This is a genomic window from Polycladidibacter stylochi (assembly GCF_001562055.1).
GTDB classification, from domain to species: domain Bacteria; phylum Pseudomonadota; class Alphaproteobacteria; order Rhizobiales; family Stappiaceae; genus Pseudovibrio; species Pseudovibrio stylochi.
Genome location: NZ_LLWE01000024.1, coordinates 293,498 through 311,767, shown reverse-complemented (window position 1 = coordinate 311,767; position 18,270 = coordinate 293,498). Strand labels below are relative to the sequence as shown.

General features: G+C 45.3%; 15 protein-coding genes. 7 read left to right on the top strand and 8 right to left on the bottom strand.

The window, feature by feature from the left end:
* The first annotated feature begins 11 nt into the window (after positions 1-11).
* The 5 genes from rsmI (at position 12) to AYK67_RS07840 (ending at position 6,511) form a co-directional block, all read left to right on the top strand.
* Positions 12-920 (top strand): 16S rRNA (cytidine(1402)-2'-O)-methyltransferase, encoded by a 909-nt coding sequence (gene rsmI / locus AYK67_RS07860; protein WP_082735706.1) that lies wholly within the window; start codon positions 12-14, stop codon positions 918-920.
* On the top strand, positions 913-1,320 hold the full coding sequence (locus AYK67_RS07855; RefSeq protein WP_068084612.1) for a YraN family protein: 408 nt from the start codon (positions 913-915) through the stop codon (positions 1,318-1,320). Before rsmI ends, AYK67_RS07855 begins: the two co-directional genes overlap by 8 nt.
* 160 nt (positions 1,321-1,480) lie before the next feature.
* Positions 1,481-2,428, top strand: coding sequence for a glutathione synthase (gene gshB / locus AYK67_RS07850; protein WP_068085334.1), 948 nt, complete (start codon positions 1,481-1,483; stop codon positions 2,426-2,428).
* A gap of 118 nt (positions 2,429-2,546) precedes the next feature.
* Positions 2,547-4,103 carry a YifB family Mg chelatase-like AAA ATPase gene (locus AYK67_RS07845; protein WP_068084609.1) on the top strand — a complete coding sequence of 519 codons (1,557 nt, stop codon included), beginning with the start codon at positions 2,547-2,549 and terminating at the stop codon, positions 4,101-4,103.
* Positions 4,104-4,270: 167 nt separating this feature from the next.
* On the top strand, positions 4,271-6,511 hold the full coding sequence (locus tag AYK67_RS07840; protein ID WP_068084607.1) for a response regulator: 2,241 nt from the start codon (positions 4,271-4,273) through the stop codon (positions 6,509-6,511).
* A gap of 22 nt (positions 6,512-6,533) precedes the next feature.
* Here AYK67_RS07840 and AYK67_RS07835 read toward each other — a convergent pair whose 3' ends face one another.
* The 8 genes from AYK67_RS07835 to rph all read right to left on the bottom strand — a co-directional run bounded on the left by AYK67_RS07835 (position 6,534) and on the right by rph (position 16,104).
* Positions 6,534-8,960, bottom strand: a complete 2,427-nt coding sequence (locus tag AYK67_RS07835; RefSeq protein WP_208976238.1) for a transglycosylase domain-containing protein — start codon at positions 8,958-8,960, stop codon at positions 6,534-6,536.
* Positions 8,961-9,143: 183 nt separating this feature from the next.
* The gene (olsB, locus tag AYK67_RS07830; RefSeq protein ID WP_068084604.1) at positions 9,144-10,082 is read right to left on the bottom strand and encodes a l-ornithine N(alpha)-acyltransferase; all 939 of its coding nucleotides are present in this window, start codon (positions 10,080-10,082) and stop codon (positions 9,144-9,146) included.
* Between the two features lie 381 nt (positions 10,083-10,463).
* Positions 10,464-11,198 (bottom strand): M48 family metallopeptidase, encoded by a 735-nt coding sequence (locus AYK67_RS07825; protein ID WP_068084601.1) that lies wholly within the window; start codon positions 11,196-11,198, stop codon positions 10,464-10,466.
* A gap of 163 nt (positions 11,199-11,361) precedes the next feature.
* Positions 11,362-11,760, bottom strand: coding sequence for a DUF2852 domain-containing protein (locus AYK67_RS07820; RefSeq protein WP_068084599.1), 399 nt, complete (start codon positions 11,758-11,760; stop codon positions 11,362-11,364).
* 227 nt (positions 11,761-11,987) lie between these two features.
* Complete coding sequence (locus AYK67_RS07815) at positions 11,988-13,271, bottom strand: polyhydroxyalkanoate depolymerase (protein ID WP_068084596.1); 1,284 nt, start codon at positions 13,269-13,271, stop codon at positions 11,988-11,990.
* 275 nt (positions 13,272-13,546) lie between these two features.
* Positions 13,547-14,710 (bottom strand): radical SAM family heme chaperone HemW, encoded by a 1,164-nt coding sequence (gene hemW, locus AYK67_RS07810; protein ID WP_068084593.1) that lies wholly within the window; start codon positions 14,708-14,710, stop codon positions 13,547-13,549.
* 30 nt (positions 14,711-14,740) lie between these two features.
* The gene (gene rdgB / locus AYK67_RS07805; RefSeq protein WP_068084590.1) at positions 14,741-15,370 is read right to left on the bottom strand and encodes an RdgB/HAM1 family non-canonical purine NTP pyrophosphatase; all 630 of its coding nucleotides are present in this window, start codon (positions 15,368-15,370) and stop codon (positions 14,741-14,743) included.
* A 14-nt stretch (positions 15,371-15,384) separates the two neighbouring features.
* Entirely contained in the window at positions 15,385-16,104 is a 720-nt protein-coding gene (gene rph, locus AYK67_RS07800; protein ID WP_082735705.1) for a ribonuclease PH, read from the bottom strand.
* A 211-nt stretch (positions 16,105-16,315) separates the two neighbouring features.
* Here rph and hrcA point away from each other — a divergent pair, with 211 nt between their 5' ends.
* Both hrcA and AYK67_RS07790 read left to right on the top strand, forming a co-directional pair.
* The gene (gene hrcA / locus AYK67_RS07795) at positions 16,316-17,389 is read left to right on the top strand and encodes a heat-inducible transcriptional repressor HrcA (RefSeq protein ID WP_068084587.1); all 1,074 of its coding nucleotides are present in this window, start codon (positions 16,316-16,318) and stop codon (positions 17,387-17,389) included.
* A gap of 50 nt (positions 17,390-17,439) precedes the next feature.
* Positions 17,440-18,252: a HesA/MoeB/ThiF family protein gene (locus AYK67_RS07790; RefSeq protein ID WP_068085326.1), complete on the top strand. Its 813-nt coding sequence runs from the start codon at positions 17,440-17,442 to the stop codon at positions 18,250-18,252.
* Positions 18,253-18,270: the final 18 nt, after the last annotated feature.

Sequence of the window (18,270 nt, the reverse complement as noted above, 5' to 3'; positions counted from 1 at the left end):
GAGATAAAGAAATGCCTATCGAAAGCTCACAGGATGACAACCATTATTTTATTAAAGATCATCAGTTTTCAGCACCCAGACAACAAAGTGGTCTGTATATTGTAGCTACCCCTATAGGTAATCTTGGCGATATAACAATACGAGCACTCGAAACACTCGCATCTTGCGATATTATTGCTTGCGAAGACACACGTATTACTGGTGTGTTGCTACAAAGATATGGCATTCGTTCTCGTATGATTAATTACCATGAGCATAACGGGGAAAAGCAAAGACCTGTTATTCTTGATGCCATAAAGGCCGGTAAAGCTGTTGCTCTGGTTTCTGATGCTGGAACCCCCTTAATTTCTGACCCTGGGTACAAGCTTGTGCAAGCAATTCAGGAGGAGGGGCTCAAAGTATTTCCTATACCTGGTGCCTCGGCGTTATTATGTGGGCTGGTTGCCTCTGGCTTGCCATCTGATACCGTAATCTTCGGGGGGTTTTTACCGCACAAAAGTTCTGGCCGAAAAAAGCGGCTTAATGAGTTGAAATCTCTTAGCGGGACCATCGTCCTTTACGAAAGCCCCCACCGGCTTGTAGCCTCCTTAAAAGACATGATCGAAGTGTTTGGTCCCCAACACCAAGCTGCTGTCACCCGCGAGCTCACAAAACGATACGAGGATATTTCGCGCTGCACTCTACAGGAACTGGTTGGTCAGTATGAGGGAGATCGGGTAAGAGGAGAAATTGTTATACTGCTTGAGCCCTACACAGCGCAGGAAGATACAACAGCCGATTCGACAATGCTGTTGCAAGAGGCTTTAAAGACACTGCCAATTAGTGCGGCTGCAAAGCAGGTTGCAAAAGCAACGGGAATTGACCGTAAAACGCTTTATGCAAAAGCACTTGCTATGAAAGAGACAGGAGAAGATGGCTGACCATGCTCCCCTAAATGACAAAGACTACCGAATGCTGACCAAGAGGGCCGCGTACACAAAAGGACTGAATGCTGAAAGCCTTGTAGCCCAAAAACTACAGGATATGGGATGGCAGATAAAAGGTACGCGTTACAAAACCAAGTTTGGCGAGGTTGACCTTATTGCAGAGAATTTGGACACAGTTTCCTTTATAGAAGTCAAAGCCCGCAAAAAAGTGAATGAGGGTTTGATTTCTTTAACAAAGCGCAGCCAAAAAAGGATTATCGCTGCGGCAAGAGTTTGGCTGTCACAGTATAATGATATTTCTATGAAAACCATTCGGTTCGATTTGGCTGTTGTTTGCGGAAATCGCTGTTATTTATATGAAAACTACTTCCAAGACGATGCTGATTTTTTCTGATTTTCGCTTTCAGGCAGCCGCCATTTCATCGTCAACTTGAAAGAAGTAGAAAAATTTCTTTGACATCTGACGCCATAGGATTATTGATCGACTTTCTACGATCAATATGAGTTCATCTCATAAATCGAAACCGCCAATTGTGTATATGACGGAGCTGTTCATGCCTTTAAAAATTGCTGTGCAGATGGACCATATTTCTTCCATCAATATTGCAGGAGATAGTGCATTTGCACTGATGTTGGAAGCGCAAGCGCGCGGGCATGAGCTTTACCATTATACACCGGAGCGGTTGGCTTTATGGGGCGAGCAAGTCATGGTGAGTGTGGACCCTGTCACTGTAAGAGATGAGGTTGGCAATCACTACGAGTTTGGCGATCAAATTCGTGTTGATTTGGCCGATATGGATGTTGTTCTGATGCGCCAGGACCCACCTTTTGACCTTTCATATATTGCAGCAACACACATGCTGGAAAAGTTGGAGGGTAAGACGCGCGTCATTAATAATCCGGTTGCTGTTAGAAATGCACCCGAGAAGCTGTTTGTTACCCAATTCAGCGATTTAATGCCGCCAACACTCATTAGCCACGACCGCAAAGAAATTGACTTATTCCGTCAAGAACACGGCGATATCGTAATGAAGCCATTGTTTGGGCATGGTGGCGCTGCTGTTTTTCGTGTGACTGAAGATGATTTGAACTACGGTTCTCTCTATGATTTTTTTGCAGCTACATTCCGAGAGCCTTGGGTGATTCAAAAATTCTTACCCAATGTGAAACATGGCGATAAAAGGATCATGTTGCTTAACGGCGAATTTGCAGGCGCCATTAACCGTGTGCCCGCTGCTGGTGATTTACGATCCAATATGGTTCGAGGCGGCGCTGCTGAAGACAGTGAGCTTTCGGATCGCGAGCGGGAAATATGTCAAAGAGTTGGCCCAGCACTGAAAGAGCAGGGCCTTATGCTCGTAGGTATTGATGTGATTGATGGCAACTTGACTGAGATTAATGTTACCGCACCAACAGGTATAAGAGCTATCAAGCGTTTGGGCGGTCCTGACATTGCTACTCAGTTCTGGGAGTTAATCGAACAACAAGAATGCGCAAAGTAATGTAAGCTTATTATCTGGTTTCTTTGTTATTCCGGTCAAATAATACCGCTATTATTCAAGTGTTTCATTGCGATAAATGACAATTTAACCTAGCCTCTAACTTATAAAGAGGCTGGATATGTTTGCTAGAGTCGCAACAGTTGCTTTCCAAGGCATCGAAAGTGTCGGGGTTGATGTGCAGGTGCAGATTGGCCCCGGTGCGGTACAGTTTACACTCGTTGGACTCGCAGACAAGGCCGTTACAGAAAGTCGCGAGCGTGTCCGCGCTGCTTTAGTTGCCTCGGGGTTGGCACTCCCTGCCAAGCGCGTTACAGTTAATTTAGCCCCTGCTGATTTGCCAAAAGAAGGATCGCATTACGATTTACCCATTGCTCTGGGTTTAATGGCTGCTATGGGCGTAATACCTGCGGATGTGCTTGGCCAGTATGTAATTATTGGTGAGCTGTCGCTTAATGGTGAAATCAATGCTGTCAACGGTGCGCTGCCAGCAGCCATATATACAAACTCGATTGGTGCCGGTTTAATTTGTCCTTCTGCTAGCGGTAGTGAGGCCGCTTGGGCTGACCCAGAAATGGATATCCTCGCGCCTGTTTCGCTTAACCAGCTTGTGAACCACTTTAAAGGTGAACAGGTTTTAACGCGCCCCGAGGCACAGCTTTCACCTCAACCACGATTTATTGAAGATTTAAGTGACGTCAAAGGGCAGGAAAGCGCGAAACGTGCGCTAGAAGTTGCTGCTGCTGGTGGACACAATATGTTAATGGTGGGACCGCCTGGTGCCGGTAAATCACTGCTTGCAAGCCGGTTACCCGGGATACTTCCCAAGCTTTTGCCTGAGGAGCTATTAGAGGTTTCTATGATCGCCTCTATCGCCGGTGAGTTAGAAGAGGGGCAACTATCCCCTTATCGCCCGTTTCGCTCACCCCACCATTCTGCATCAATGGCAGCTCTTGTGGGAGGGGGTATAAAAGCAAAGCCAGGGGAGGTTTCGCTAGCTCACCATGGGGTTTTGTTCCTTGATGAACTGCCGGAATTCCAGCCACAAGTCTTAGATAGCTTGCGCCAACCAATGGAAAGCGGGCAAGCTATTATCGCTCGTGCAAATAATCGTGTCTCCTATCCTTCTCAAGTCCAAATCATAGCTGCAATGAACCCTTGCCGGTGCGGCTATGCAGGCGAGCCCGGGCATACGTGTAAACGGGGCACACGTTGCGCCCAAGATTACCAAGCAAGAATTTCAGGCCCCTTCCTTGATCGTATTGATATCCACATTGATGTTCCTGCTGTAACTGCGAGTGATTTAATCCGCTCTAACATTAGCGAAACCAGTAAAACGGTTTCTAATAGGGTGCAAAAAGCACGCCTGATACAGCTTGAAAGGTATAAAAGCAATCGCAACTGCACGACGAATGCACAGTGCCCTGCCAAAGATATTACCGAGATATGCGCACTTGAGGACAAAGCACAAAAGCTTTTTCTAAATGCTGCAGAGCAAATGCACCTGTCAGCAAGGAGTTACCACCGCATTTTGAAAGTTGCCAGAACTCTTGCGGATTTGGATTGCCAAGAACTCATTGCAAATAACCACATAGCCGAAGCTATCAACTATCGTTCTAGTAAGCAAGCAGTTGGTGTGGATGTAAATTCGCATTCACATCATGAAGTACAATTATAATTTAATGTTTGAGGTCTGTTTTGTGTATTCCGTCAAAAATATTTTTCATTTCAAATAGATTGCATCGCTTATTACTTATCTCATTTGCAATAACTTCTCTCCTGCTCTCTTTAAGTATTTATCTCTTTCTACGAGAAACTGGATACAAGCTAAGCAGCTATACCACTATGTTGTTTTTAGGATTACTTATTACTCTTTTCACACTTCTTTGGCTTGCCGTTAGAACGCATTACAAAACAGCAATGAAGGTAACAGAAGCGAAAGGCGACGTTGAAGAAGTAACTACCAGTGCTGTGAAGTTTGAAGATAGTATGCAAAGCACGCAATACCGTGAGAAAATATTCGGAGCTGCTGAAGCTGATAAAATGGATGCGGTAGTTATCCGCTGTGATGTTAAAGGCAAGGTACTTTATATTAACAAAGCTGCTTGCAACATTTTTAGAGACGAGCATTTGCCACATCAAGGTGAAATGCTCTCGTTGCCATTGATCCCTGCCAGCAATCATCCATTACACGAAGTTGATATTTCCAATCAAGAAATGGACTACTTTACCAAGGAAGTCGCTATGGAGACCCGCTTTGGTATGCGGTGGTTTTCGCGATTGGACTTGAGTATCAAAGACGAATACGGAAATCCTTCTATCGTACAGATCGTATTAAAGGATATCAGTCTACGACGTGAGCTTGAATACCAGCTTCGCCAAGACAGGGACAAGGCAACCCATGCAAATGAGAGCAAAACACGTTTTCTTGCAATGATCAGCCATGAGATGCGTACACCGCTAAACGGCATAATCGGAATGGCCGGTTTAATTAAAGACACTCAGCTTACGCCTGAACAAAGCACCTATGTTGATGCAATAGATACCTCTGGCGATACCCTACTCAAGTTAATTGATGAGCTTTTGGATTATTCCAAGATTGAGTCTGAACGTGTCGAAATTACACCAGAAACGATTGAAGTCCGGCATTTGGTTGACGATGTGGTAGAGCTTATGGCACCCAAAGCCCATGATAAAGGGCTGGAAATCGGTGCCTATGTAAATTCCGAAATACCCAAAACACTGGTAGTCGATGGCGCAAGGCTTAAGCAGATCTTACATAACCTCATTTGGAATGCTATCAAATTCACTGATAGGGGTGGCATTGCACTAAAAGTAGGTAGCGCTGCTTTAAACGAAAAGTACCGGGGAATTTTGTTTTCGTTACAAGACACCGGCCCAGGTCTTTCAACGACTGACCCCGAACGATTATTTGTTGAGTTTGAACAGTTAGACCATGGCCCTTCTCGAAAATATGGTGGTGCGGGGCTTGGTTTGGCCATATCCAGACGTCTTGCAAAATTGATGGGGGGAGATCTTTCAGCTCTCACGAAAGAAGATGGCGGGGCAAACTTTACCCTCTGTTTGCCTTTAATTAGCAATGAGAGCCAACAACTTGAAACAGAATTGTTTGCCAGTTTTATGCAACAAGTTATACCCCAGGAGCTTGACTTTACCGGCTGTACACAAAGAGCATTGTCACATTCACAACCCCTTAAGAATGCAGCATTTATACCTGCGCTTGGACCTCTTGCCTGCATCATAACAACGCGGCAACTCGAAGCTAACCTATTGGAACTTTCACTACGTGATTTGGGATTTCAAACACAAGTCTGCTCTGAGAATGCTATACACAAGTGTCAATCATTCACGCAAAGCAGTGTATATTTAATCGACTACAACAGTTTTGAAGAGGCCAGAGAGTGGCAGGATTTCATCACCTCCCAAAACCCCATAGCGAAAACGATTATTTTATTACCCCCCTCAGAACGCACTAAAATACCTGCGCTTAAACAACTCGGCTTCTCAGCTTATCTCATACGCCCAATTAGATCGCGCTCATTAACCAGCATCTTGAATATGTTAAATGAAAGTACCGACCAATTGGCTGCTATTACGGAACCCACTATTATTAATGAGGGTATTCTTGAAAGTGGCTATAGTAGTGTATTGCCGCAAAAATCTGATGATTATGAGAAAATCCATCGCCGCCTGCGTGTTCTTGTTGCGGAAGATAACCAAATTAACTGGATGCTAACCGAGGCCCTCCTTAAAAAAATGGGGCATCAAAGTGAAAGAGCACAAAGTGGTATCGAAGCAATTTCAGCAATAAACGAAAGCACCTTTGACTTAGTTCTTATGGACTTACATATGCCAGAGATGGATGGCTTGGAGGCAATTAAACATATTCGCCGTACTGGAAACCAGGTACCTATTATCGCCGTATCAGCTGATATTTTGAGCGAAACACAAGAGAGTGTTTTTGCAAGTGGCGGAAATGGCTTCTTAAAAAAGCCATTTGACGCTAGCCATATACGAAAAGAAATTGAAAAGATATTTCTAGGCTCTTTATCTGTTACCCAATAAGCCCAGCTGTTTGGTTTACTTATTACCCGCCGAACAAGCGTTGCAAAAAGCTTTTTTGATGTTGGCTAGGCAATGGCTGCGGCGGTATGGCAGCTGTCGCATTGTTATGCGTCTCTGGGTAGGTTCTCGATTGGGCAACGGGTAATGGTGCCTTTTGACCGGGTTTTGGTAGCATGGGCATGCTCGCAAACGTCAATTCATCAATACCCGGAATGGCATTTGCAGCTAGTCCATTGTGCTGATTTACCATCGCTTGATGCCAAACCTTAGCGGGTAAGCTCCCCCCTGTAACCTTTTTCATGGGTTTATTATTATCATTTCCCAACCAAACAGCGGTTGTTAAATATCCGGTATACCCTATGAACCAAGCGTCCTTAAAATCTTGACTTGTACCAGTTTTACCGCCTGACGGACGGTCTGGTAGTCTTGCCTTTTTTCCAGTGCCCGAAACCATTGTTTGCGCCAGCATATAGTTTAAATTTCTCAGGTTACTTTTTGCTATAACGCGCCCTTTGCCGCTTCCCTGACGTTTGTATAGAACTGTTCCGTCTTCGCTTATAATTCGATTAACGATGTGTGGAACAACTCCATAGCCACCATTGGAGAAAGGAACATAGGCCGTTGCTATTTCCAATGGCGTCACTTCAGATGTGCCCAATGACAATGAAAGGTTATTACGAAGCGGCGAGGTGATACCAAGTCGCCTTGCCGTATGAATGACTGTTTTGGGACCAAGAAAATTTGTTAGTTCGGCAGAGATCGTATTCAGTGAAAATGCAAGTGATTGTGCTAATGTCACCGTACCATGGTAGCGACCATCATAGTTTTTTGGTGTCCACTTTTTGTAGCGTACCCGACGGTCGTTCAATACGCTTTCTGGCTGAAAACCATTTTCCAATGCTGCTAGAAATACAAATGGCTTAAAAGATGATCCGGGTTGACGTTTGGCATATACAACCCGATTGAATTGACTGCGGGCATAACTATAGCCCCCAACCATCGCACGTATGTCACCCCTTCTATTCAGAGTAACAACAGCACCTTGCGAAACACGGTGCGTTTTGCCTGCTGCATTTAGTGTCGAAACCAATGCATTTTGCGCTGCATATTGCATTTCTCTGTCTATTGTCGTTTCAACAATGACATCACCTTTTAGACTACCTATGTAACTAGGTAGTAAATCCATAACATAATCAGCTGCATAATTGAGCGAACCGCCATTGTGCTTATCCGCAAGCTCTGCTGGTGTAATAAGCGCTATTGTTGCTTCTTCAGCAGTGATAAAACCAGCCTTATGCATGGCAGCTATAACAACTTGTGTCCTGCCTTCTGCAAGACTAGGATTTCTAGTCGGTGCATATTTTGAGGGTGCTTTTAATAGTCCCGCCAGAGTTGCCGCCTCAGTTAAGTTGACCATGCGCGCTGATTTGCCAAAATAACGCCTTGCTGCAGCATCAACACCATAGGCACCAGCACCAAGGTAAACCCTGTTGAGATACATCTCCAATATTTCGTCTTTACTGTAATGGTACTCTAACCACAGCGCCAAAACGACTTCTTGCATTTTTCTTTGCATCGTGCGGTCGGGCTTTAAAAACAGGTTTTTTGCCAACTGTTGTGTAATTGTTGAACCGCCTTGGACGGTCCTTCCACTTGTAAAGTTTACAAAAGCCGCTCTTAGTAATCCGATTGGATCAACACCAAAATGATAACGAAAGCGCCTATCTTCAATAGCTATCACCGCATTTGGCAAATAAGCTGGCAATTGCTCTAAACGCACAGCTTCGCCACCCGTTTCTCCGCGATTTGCCAGCAGCGCTCCATCTGCTGTTAGGATGCGAACATTTGGTGGTCGCTCCGGAACAGCCCATTCTGAAGCTGGAGGAAGGTGTGCAGCGTAATATAATAAAATACCTGCAACTGTTATCCCCCCCCATAGGCCAAGGACCAAGCCCCAATAAGCCAAGAACCTGAATGATTTCACCAGCCATTTTCCTAGAAAACCAGAGCTACGTTTTTCCATGGAAGCGAGAGAGCGTTTACTTTGCTTTTTGGGGCGCGGTGTAGGGTTTTGAATATTTTTTTGCTTACCTGGCCTTTGCTGTCCGTTAGGGCGTGGCTTTCGGTTCGGTGTATTGCGTGTATCTTTTGAATTAACCTGTTTACTATACGTTTTTTCTAAAGAATGTTGAACACCATTATTGCTGTTTGGCTGTTGCCTGCTTCGCTGTGTTGCTAAAGGCTTTGCTCTGGTCGCTTTTCCTTGAGTATGACTAGGTGCAGAAAGCGGCTTATGTTGAGAAGCTGAGTGTTCTCGGGGGCCATTATGCTTTGAGTTTTGTTGCGACGCTGTTTTTTGCGGAACTTTAACTGGCGCTTCAAAATAGGGCTCTACCTTTGGCTTTTGACGCGAAACCTGCCGCTTGCCTCCGGATTTACCCTTGATCATTTTACAAAATACCCTTTTTAAAGATTATGCGTAAACTAACACTACTAAGGTTGATCAGGGGTTAACTAAAAACACTCTTTGGGTTAACGGATATTTATTCGGGTATGCAGATTAAAAAAAGCCCATCATCTTATGATGAAAGGCTTTTTCTAAATCCATTAACCCATCAGTATCAAGGAATAACTAGCTAGAATAGCGGCTAGCATCCAAACCGAAATAATTGATATGACGAGAATTCAAGCGTGAAACAGGCATGATAATTAATACATCGGTAGTACCAAATTGTTGATCAATCACAGCACCATCACCAATATAAGCACCTAAACGCAGGTATCCTTTTATGAGAGGAGGTAGAGCCCGCAAAGCGGCCTTTTGATTTACCTCTTCCTTTTTCATTAAATTCATATTTACATATTGATCAGGCAGGGCTGAAACATTCCATTCATCAGGAGCACCACAATAGTGGTGAAGAAACGACAACTGCTCCGCCAACTCTTGCGGATTTGTACCTTCAATTGATGCGCAACCGATCATCACATCAACATTGTGCATAAGAACATAATGCCAAATTGCATACCACAACAGCTCAACTGTTTTTTTTGTGCGATAAGGTTTTAGTACGCATGAGCGGCCCAGTTCCATAAAGCGTAGATTGGAATTGGCTTTCATCACCGGTGCAATGTCGTATTCACTGGCTGTATAAAAGCCATTATGTTGCTCGGCAACGTCCTGCCTTAGAACACGGTAAGTGCCAACAATTCTTGGCACTGCTTTGGTGAACGGTTTTCTTTTAACGTGATTATCGTGATCAAAAACCAGAATATGATCACAAATTCTATCATAAGCGTCTTTATCTCGGCGTGTTAGCTGGGTATGTGCATCTGCAATTGCCGACATTTCCTTGTAAAAAACATTATAACGTAAGCGTTGCGCTTGCCTTAACTCTTTACCGCGAGACATCAGCTTTGCCTCAAGTGAACCGACACGCCCCAAGCTCACTTCATGCTTATTTTTGCTACGCATACGAGGTGGAAGCCAAATTGGCGCTTTACCAGTGTGCAACATATGTGGCGCAAACTTTTTTACAAGCCCCATTGGATTAAGGCGTCCATTACCAGCCATCTTTAAATCATCTCCCTAGATCTGGCATAACAACCAGCTCTTTGATGAACATTAATCATGTCCGCTCATTATTATATAGCTCAACCGATCTGGCTTTTTGCTAGTGCAAAGCTGTCTAACAACTTTACAGAACAATTAGATGACAGTTTAGCATGAAACCACCTCGGCTGACCCACCCATTGGTTGCATTAGCTAAATATGCAATGCGCCCGTTTTATGTTATTGTGTCTAAATTCTTTATTCATTCAGTATACCAGCTCACGGCAGCTTTATTAATTAAATTCATTCATCGAATTTCTGAGGACTTCAATCGCAGTAGAGGTTTTTCTGTTAAGGCATTGTATTTTATTGCATAAATAATTGATAATGACTCTCAATCATCTAAGCGATCAAGTGAAGTTTAGATCCATTCATCTTTAGCCATTTTTGTGCATTTGTTGTATCCGGCTCAAGCCAATGGCAGAGTTGCCAAAAGCTATCGGAATGATTCATGTGAACCAAGTGCGCCATTTCATGAGCGACAACGTATTCAAGCACAAACGGAGGCGCAAGTATCAAGCGCCACGAGAACGATAGGTCCTTATGTGCTGAACAAGATCCCCAGCGTGACTTTGTATCTCGAAGCGAAAACTTGCGAGGCATACATTGCATTTTATTGCCATAATAATGAATGGTTTTTTCTATATCACCAGTCGCTTCTTGCTTAAAAAAGTCCTTCACACGCCTTGAAAAAGCTGCGCTATCTCCCGGAACAAGCAGTAGTGGCTTGTTATGCTCACAAAGACCGGTTGTTACTTTTCCACGCAGTGCACCTGAAGGCTTGAGCATATGCAACTGACCACGTAAAGGAACTTCACTATTTGGTATTAACGGAACTATTTCGGGCTGACTTTGTAATTTTTTTTGTAGCCAAGCAGACTGTTTTTGCGCAAATTCTTTGGCTGTTGCCAGTGTCCCACCCCTAGGAATCGTGAGGGTAGGAATATTCTCATTTACAGGTAACCGCAGAACGTAACGTTTGGCCCTTGCATTTCTTCGTAAGCGGATTTGAAGCTGTTCACCGTCAAGGGAGATCGTGATGTGGTCCGGTACTAGTTTTTGTGAGGGAGCTCGCATGATGCGGTACCGGACCTTTGAAATAATCAATTAATTCTTATTGGCAGAGTAGTAACTAAACTTTTAGAAACTAGCAACACTTAGGGGCTTCGTTGCTTTCTACAAACGCCAAGGAGCCGGAAGAGTAACCCCTTCCGGCTTCAAAAGAACCAATGAGACTAGATTAGATATTATCACCTGCGTTGGCTTCCGATTGTGAATTGCGACGTGACATAAAGCGATCAAACTCTTCGCGATCCTTTGCCATTCTCAAATCACGCATATAGTCGTCAAAGTCTTTGCGCATTTCTTCAAGCTTACGGCGCTCTTCCTCCAACCGTTTGAGTTCTTTTTCACGGAACTCATCAAATGCTACGTTACCTGAACGCATTGGTGCCCCCATATCTTCCATTGCCTCTTTAAAACGGCTTGTATCCCATTTGGCCTGCGCATGATGCTTAAACTCATGGAGATTATCTCCCCACAAAATATAGGCAAGCATTAGAAGCCCCAAAGGCCAAGCAATAATGAATCCGAGCACCATTAAGGCGACGGTTGCTGGAGTCCAATCCGGTCTTATCATTGATTTTCCAGCAGAATAATTACGACACATCATGGTTTTATCCCTCATGAACATCACAACTATTCAGTTGGTATTGCTTATTTGCAGTTTCAAGACGAAACGTATTTATTTTTACTGTCACTACTGAAAATTTAATTTATCACGATATTTTTCTTAGTTTAATTTATTAATAAAATAACTCTAGCACATGAATTTTATTAGTATGTGCTAGAGTTTTAATTCGTTTGCTAACTGTTATAATTAGCATTATTGGGATATGATTTAATAAAATCAATTATTCGTGGTGCTATTTCTGAGCGATACCTAGAGCCGTTGAAGATACCGTAATGCCCGACGCCTGGTTGTAAATAATGAGCACTCCTTTCTTTGGGTAGGTTTTGACATAGTTTATGAGCGGCCTCAGTTTGCCCAATACCCGATATGTCGTCCTTCTCGCCTTCAACTGTAAACAGTGCTGTACCTGTAATGGCTTCAGGCTTTATAAGCTTACCGTGGTGTGTCAATTTTCCCTTTGGCAGGCTGTGCTCGATAAATACATGCTCAACCGTTTGTAGATAAAACTCTGCTGTTAAATCCATAACAGCCAAATACTCATCGTAAAACTCACGGTGCGCTTCGGCGCTTTCGCCATCACCTTCAACCAAATGCTGGAAGAATTCGCGATGTGCGACCATGTGGCGGTCCAAGTTCATACTCATGAAGCCTGATAGCTGTAAAAAACCTGGATACACTTGCCTCATATACCCTTTGTGAGGGAATGGGACATCCATAATAACATTACGACGAAACCACTCGATGCCATTTTCAACTGCCAAATCATTTACAGCAGTAGGGGCTTCTCTTGTGTCAATTGGTCCCCCCATTAAAGTCATCGTTGCTGGAGAACAACGATTCTTATTTTCTTCCATATGCGCCACCGCCGCCAGAACCGGAACAGAAGGTTGGCAAACGGCTAATATGTGGGTGTTAGGACCTAAAAATTCCAGCATTTCAACGATATAATCAATGAAATCATTTAGATCAAAATGCCCTTTGGATACCGGTACATGGCGGGCGTCCTGCCAGTCAGTTATATAAACATCCAGATCTGGCAATAATGCTTTAACGGTACCACGTAACAAAGTTGCAAAGTGTCCAGACATGGGCGCAACCACCAAAATTTTTGGCTGATCTGCAATTGTTTTGGTTAGCTTTTTGCTCTGACCATTCGCGGCGGTACCGATGGTTTTTTGAAAGTTTATCAGTTCACAAAACGGTTTCTTCCATACGATTTGTTCTTTCACATCTGCTTTTATGCCCGAAACAGTTGTTTGAGAGAGTCCAAACTCAGGTTTACTGTATCGTCTTGTTACCCGTTCAACCATCTCACAGGATGCTGCAAGCGTACGCCCCCACTGGGTTTCCGAGACTGGGTTTAACGGGCTTTTCAGTGCTAGCCTTGTGATATCACAGGCGGCCCGCATCGGCGTAATCATGGCATGATTGAACTCATATAATTGATAGAAAGTCATCTTGGCCTCCGGTGAATTCAATCACATTCAATTCTGGTTTTCGCTGCAATGCAACAATATAGGTCATCTATCTAAAATATCACAAGTTCGACAGAAGTACTAATAATTCAATAGATAATACTTTTGTCGGCAAACATTATTCTAATCAGGTGTGACTTTAGTGTAGCAGAATTAATATAATATTGCACTGCACAATTTTATAGTAATATAAAAATTAGTGCTTAAAAATGATAGGGAAGTAATTTCGTGTCATAAAACCGTATAAAATGACTTTTCTAATCTATTGATAAATCAGTAATAATTGCATTAAGTAATGGTCTGGCCTTTTCAGTAACCTTTAGCCTATTATTTGAGGCCCACTTTATAAAACCAAGCTCTTGGAGGTTGGACAGGCGCTTATTATTGAAAGAACGTCCCGAAAGGGCTTCATAACGAGCGACGTCTATTCCCTCTGCTAAACGTAAACTCATTAATAAATATTCATCTGCTTGCATTACAGATGCTAATAGTTCCTGCTCTTCGATAGAGTGCCCAGCATTTTCAACATTCAATAGCCATTCCTCAGGCATTCTATGGGTGGTTGTTGCCCATTTTTGGCCATCGGGCATTGTGATACGCCCGTGTGCGCCCGGACCAACGCCTACATAATCACCATAGCGCCAATACACCAGATTATGCTGGCATTGCGCCCCTTGTGCTGCATGATTCGATATTTCATAGGCAGGCAAACCACGGGCACTAGTGACTTCCTGCGTTATGTCGTACATATCCGCCGCATAATCCGGATCCAGCATCTCAAGCTTTCCAGCAGCGTAGAGCTTATGGAACATGGTGCCTTCTTCAATGGTTAGCTGATACATTGACAAATGATCTGCTGCCAAATCGAGGGCACGGTTTAATTCGGTCCGCCAGCCCGCATGGGTTTGCTCGGGCCTTGCATAAATAAGATCAAATGAAATACGTTCAAACGTGTTGCGGGCAACATCCACCGCCTGAATGGCTTCAGCTACACTATGCTGGCGACCAAGCCTTTTTAGCTCCACATCATCGAGTGCCTGAATACCAACGGAAAGCCTGTTGACACCAGCACTGCGATAGCCTGCAAATCTATTTGCCTCAACACTGGTCGGGTTGGCTTCCATAGAAATCTCTGCACTTGCTGGCAAGTTCCAAAGAGAGGCGATTTCATCAATAACAGCCGCAACGGTTTGCGGCTCCATCAAAGAGGGCGTACCGCCCCCAAAAAACACCGAGCCAACTGTACGCCCTTTTGTGTACTGGGCAAAATAACGCAGCTCCTGCCTTAAAGCGTTTGCATACTGGAGCTGAGAAGGGGCCTGATGGCGCACATGGGAATTAAAATCGCAATAGGGGCATTTTGCGAGGCAAAACGGCCAATGCACATAAATTCCAAAGCCGCCATCAGGTGTTGTTGTCATAATTCTACTCGGTTTGACCCAGCCGACAGCCTAGAGGCATTCGCTTTTGAATAAGGCAAAAGCCCGCGCACGATGCGAGAGCGGTTCACCATTAGCCAAGATATGCTTTTCGTCCTTGCCCATTTCACCAAAGGTTCTTGTTTCACCCTCTGGTGCAAAGATAGGGTCATAGCCAAAGCCTTCCAGCCCACGTGGTGGCCAAACAGCAGTGCCATGAACCTCGCCACGATAAAACTGGGTATGGCCATCCGGCCAAGCAACACACAAAACCGCAACAAAATAGGCGCTGCGATCAGCTGCATTTATTGCCCCGGTAGCTTGCAGCCCGTCCTCAACCTTTTGCATCGCGATTGCAAAGTCTTTGTCTGGACCTGCCCAGCGGGCGGAGTAAATGCCCGGATCATCAGCAAGGGCTTTGACACAAAAGCCACTATCATCGGCCAAAGCTGGCAATCCGGTGGCTTTCGCTGCTGCAAGGGCCTTCAAGGCAGCGTTGGCTTCAAAGGTGGTACCGGTTTCCTCTGGCTCGGGTAGGTTCAAATCACCCGCACTGAGAACCTCATAGCCAAATGGGGCAAGCATAGCCTCTATTTCGCGCAGCTTACCTTTGTTGTGGCTGGCCAAGACCAGCTTTCCCGGTTCTAACTTGCGTTGGCTCATTGCACTATCCCAGCTTAAAGGATCGAGAGCTTTTGCAGCTCTACCAGTTTGCTAATGTTGGTTTTGGCAAGGTTCATCAATTGTGCGAACTCTTCTTCAGAGAAAGGCTTACCCTCTGCAGTGCCTTGAATTTCAACAATGCCGCCATTGCCTGTCATGACGAAATTGGCATCTGTTTCTGCTGCGCTATCTTCCAAGTAATCCAGATCGGCCACTGGAACGCCCTCATAGATACCGCAGGAAATCGCAGCAATATGATCTTTCAGGACCGCATCTTTTTTCACCATATCACGTGCTTCCATCCACGCCAGACAGTCGTTCAGAGCAACCCATGCACCGGTAATCGACGCGGTACGGGTACCGCCATCTGCCTGAATAACATCACAGTCAATGGTGATCTGACGCTCGCCTAAAGCTTCCAGGTCAACAATTGCGCGCAATGAGCGACCAATTAACCGCTGAATTTCTTGTGTGCGGCCAGACTGCTTGCCAGAAGCTGCTTCACGGCGCATCCGGTCATGCGTTGCGCGCGGAAGCATACCGTATTCTGCGGTTACCCAGCCGGAGTTACGTCCACGAAGCCACGGCGGAATGCGCTCTTCCAAGCTGGCAGTGCACAGCACATGGGTATCACCAAATTTCACAAGACAAGAGCCTTCGGCATGTTTTGTAATACCACGCTCTAAAGTAACGGGGCGCATTTCTTCTGGAGTACGTTTCGACGGACGGTTCAAGCTCGGCTCCTATATTTGCCTCAAGTGAGAATAATAGCTTTATGAGTTGTCTTGTAACCCCGCTCGGGTATTTGTGCAAAGAAACTGTTGCGCTGCACGCGTTTTTTTAAAGATTATTAATGTTATAGTTTGTCCCTCTTGCTGTGCTTGGCATAAACTATCCGAAACTAGCGTTTTTTGTGGACCCTTAATTAACCCGTGGAGCCAAAATTTGAGTGGTCGTGTTCCCTCTGTACCGCTTGAAAATCTCGATCAACGCTCGCGAGAGATCTTCAAGCATATTGTCGAAAACTATTTGGAAACCGGTATTCCGCTTGGCTCACGCAATTTGTCGCGTGAACTTTCCAAGCCGCTTTCTGCTGCCTCAATTCGCAATGTTATGGCAGACCTAGAGCATATGGGGCTGCTTTATTCACCGCATACCAGTGCGGGGCGACTACCAACAGAAAGCGGACTACGTTTGTTTGTAGACGGTTTCCTAGAGGTTGGGGATTTAAGTAGCGAAGAACGCGAGCGGATTGCTTTACAAGTAAAAGCAAAAGGTGAGGAGCGAACACCTGAGCAAGTGCTGACTGAAGCCAGTCAAATGCTCTCCGGGCTGACACGCGGTGCCGGTGTCGTACTTTCCCATCGCCAAGAGAATACAATCCGCCATATTGAGTTTGTGCGACTTGATCCTCTGAAAGCTTTGGTCGTGCTGGTGGCTCAAGATGGTTCGGTGGAAAACCGCATTATCCATCTCCCCCCCGGATTACCGCCATCCGCGCTCACAGAAGCCTCCAATTACCTTAATACCATCATTCAAAACCGCAGCCTTGAGGATGTACAAAAAGAGTTGAGCCGCCAACGTGAAGACAATAAACGCGAGCTTGACGAGCTGACAGATAAGTTAGTGGAACAGGGGTTGGCCGTATGGGGCGGCGGAGCGCAAGAAGAGGGCACGCTTATTGTTCGTGGCCGTTCCAACCTTTTAAACGATGTGGGCGCAGCAGAAGATCTTGAACGCATTCGCTTGCTATTTGATGATCTTGAAAGCAAGAAAGACCTCATCCAGTTGCTAGACCTTGCTGGAAATGGTGAAGGGGTGCGGATTTTCATTGGCTCGGAAAGTCGGTTATTTTCGCTCTCTGGCTCTTCGCTCATCGTATCCCCCTATCGGGATCATGACCAACGGGTGATCGGGGTTCTTGGGGTAATAGGCCCCACACGGTTGAATTACGCGCGGGTCGTGCCAATGGTGGATTACACTGCAAAACTTGTAAGCCGCTTGCTTGGCGAGCCGTAAATGGTTACAGCTTAAGTTAGCAAAATAAGAGTTAAGTAATGGAGTTGGCTGTGTTATCTGCTGCAGAACTGGAACGCTATGCCCGTCATATTGTCCTGCATGATGTGGGCGGTCCTGGACAGCAAAAGCTCAAGAATGCACGTGTTCTGGTTGTAGGTGCTGGTGGTCTAGGTGCCCCAGTTATACAGTACCTCGCAGCTGCCGGCGTGGGCACGCTTGGCATTGTGGACGATGATTTTGTATCCCTCTCCAATTTACAACGCCAAGTTATACACGCTACCGATGCGCTGGGCGAGCCGAAGGTCGCTAGCGCTGCGGAAGCTATTGCCGCGATTAACCCCCATGTGAGCGTAGAGCCACACCCCGTTCGGCTTAATGGGCAAAACGCCATGGCGTTGATATCAAAATACGATCTTGTTGTTGACGGTACTGACAATTTCTCTAGCCGATACCTGATTAGCGATGCTTGCTTTTTTGCACAAAAACCACTGGTCAGCGCTGCGGTGGGGCAGTTTGATGGCTCGGTCACCCTTTTAAAACCCTATGAAAAAGCCGGTGACGGGAAGTACATGAATCCTAGTTACCGTTGCCTATTCCCGCAAAAACCGGCTGCGGGTTCCTTACCCTCTTGTAGTGAGGCCGGGGTATTGGGCGCACTCACCGGTTTGGTTGGCTCTTTACAGTCCCTTGAGGCTATAAAGGAAATCGTCGGGTTTGGTGATGGACTATTGGGCCGCCTGTTGTTGATTGATGCCCGCTCGATGCACTTTGAAACGATCAAATACAAACGCTCTGCTAAAAATCCTCTGAATGGTGAAAACCCGAAAAGTTGGGCTGACTTGCTTGAAGAAGAGAGTTCGTAGGTCTATCTCGCTTAAGTT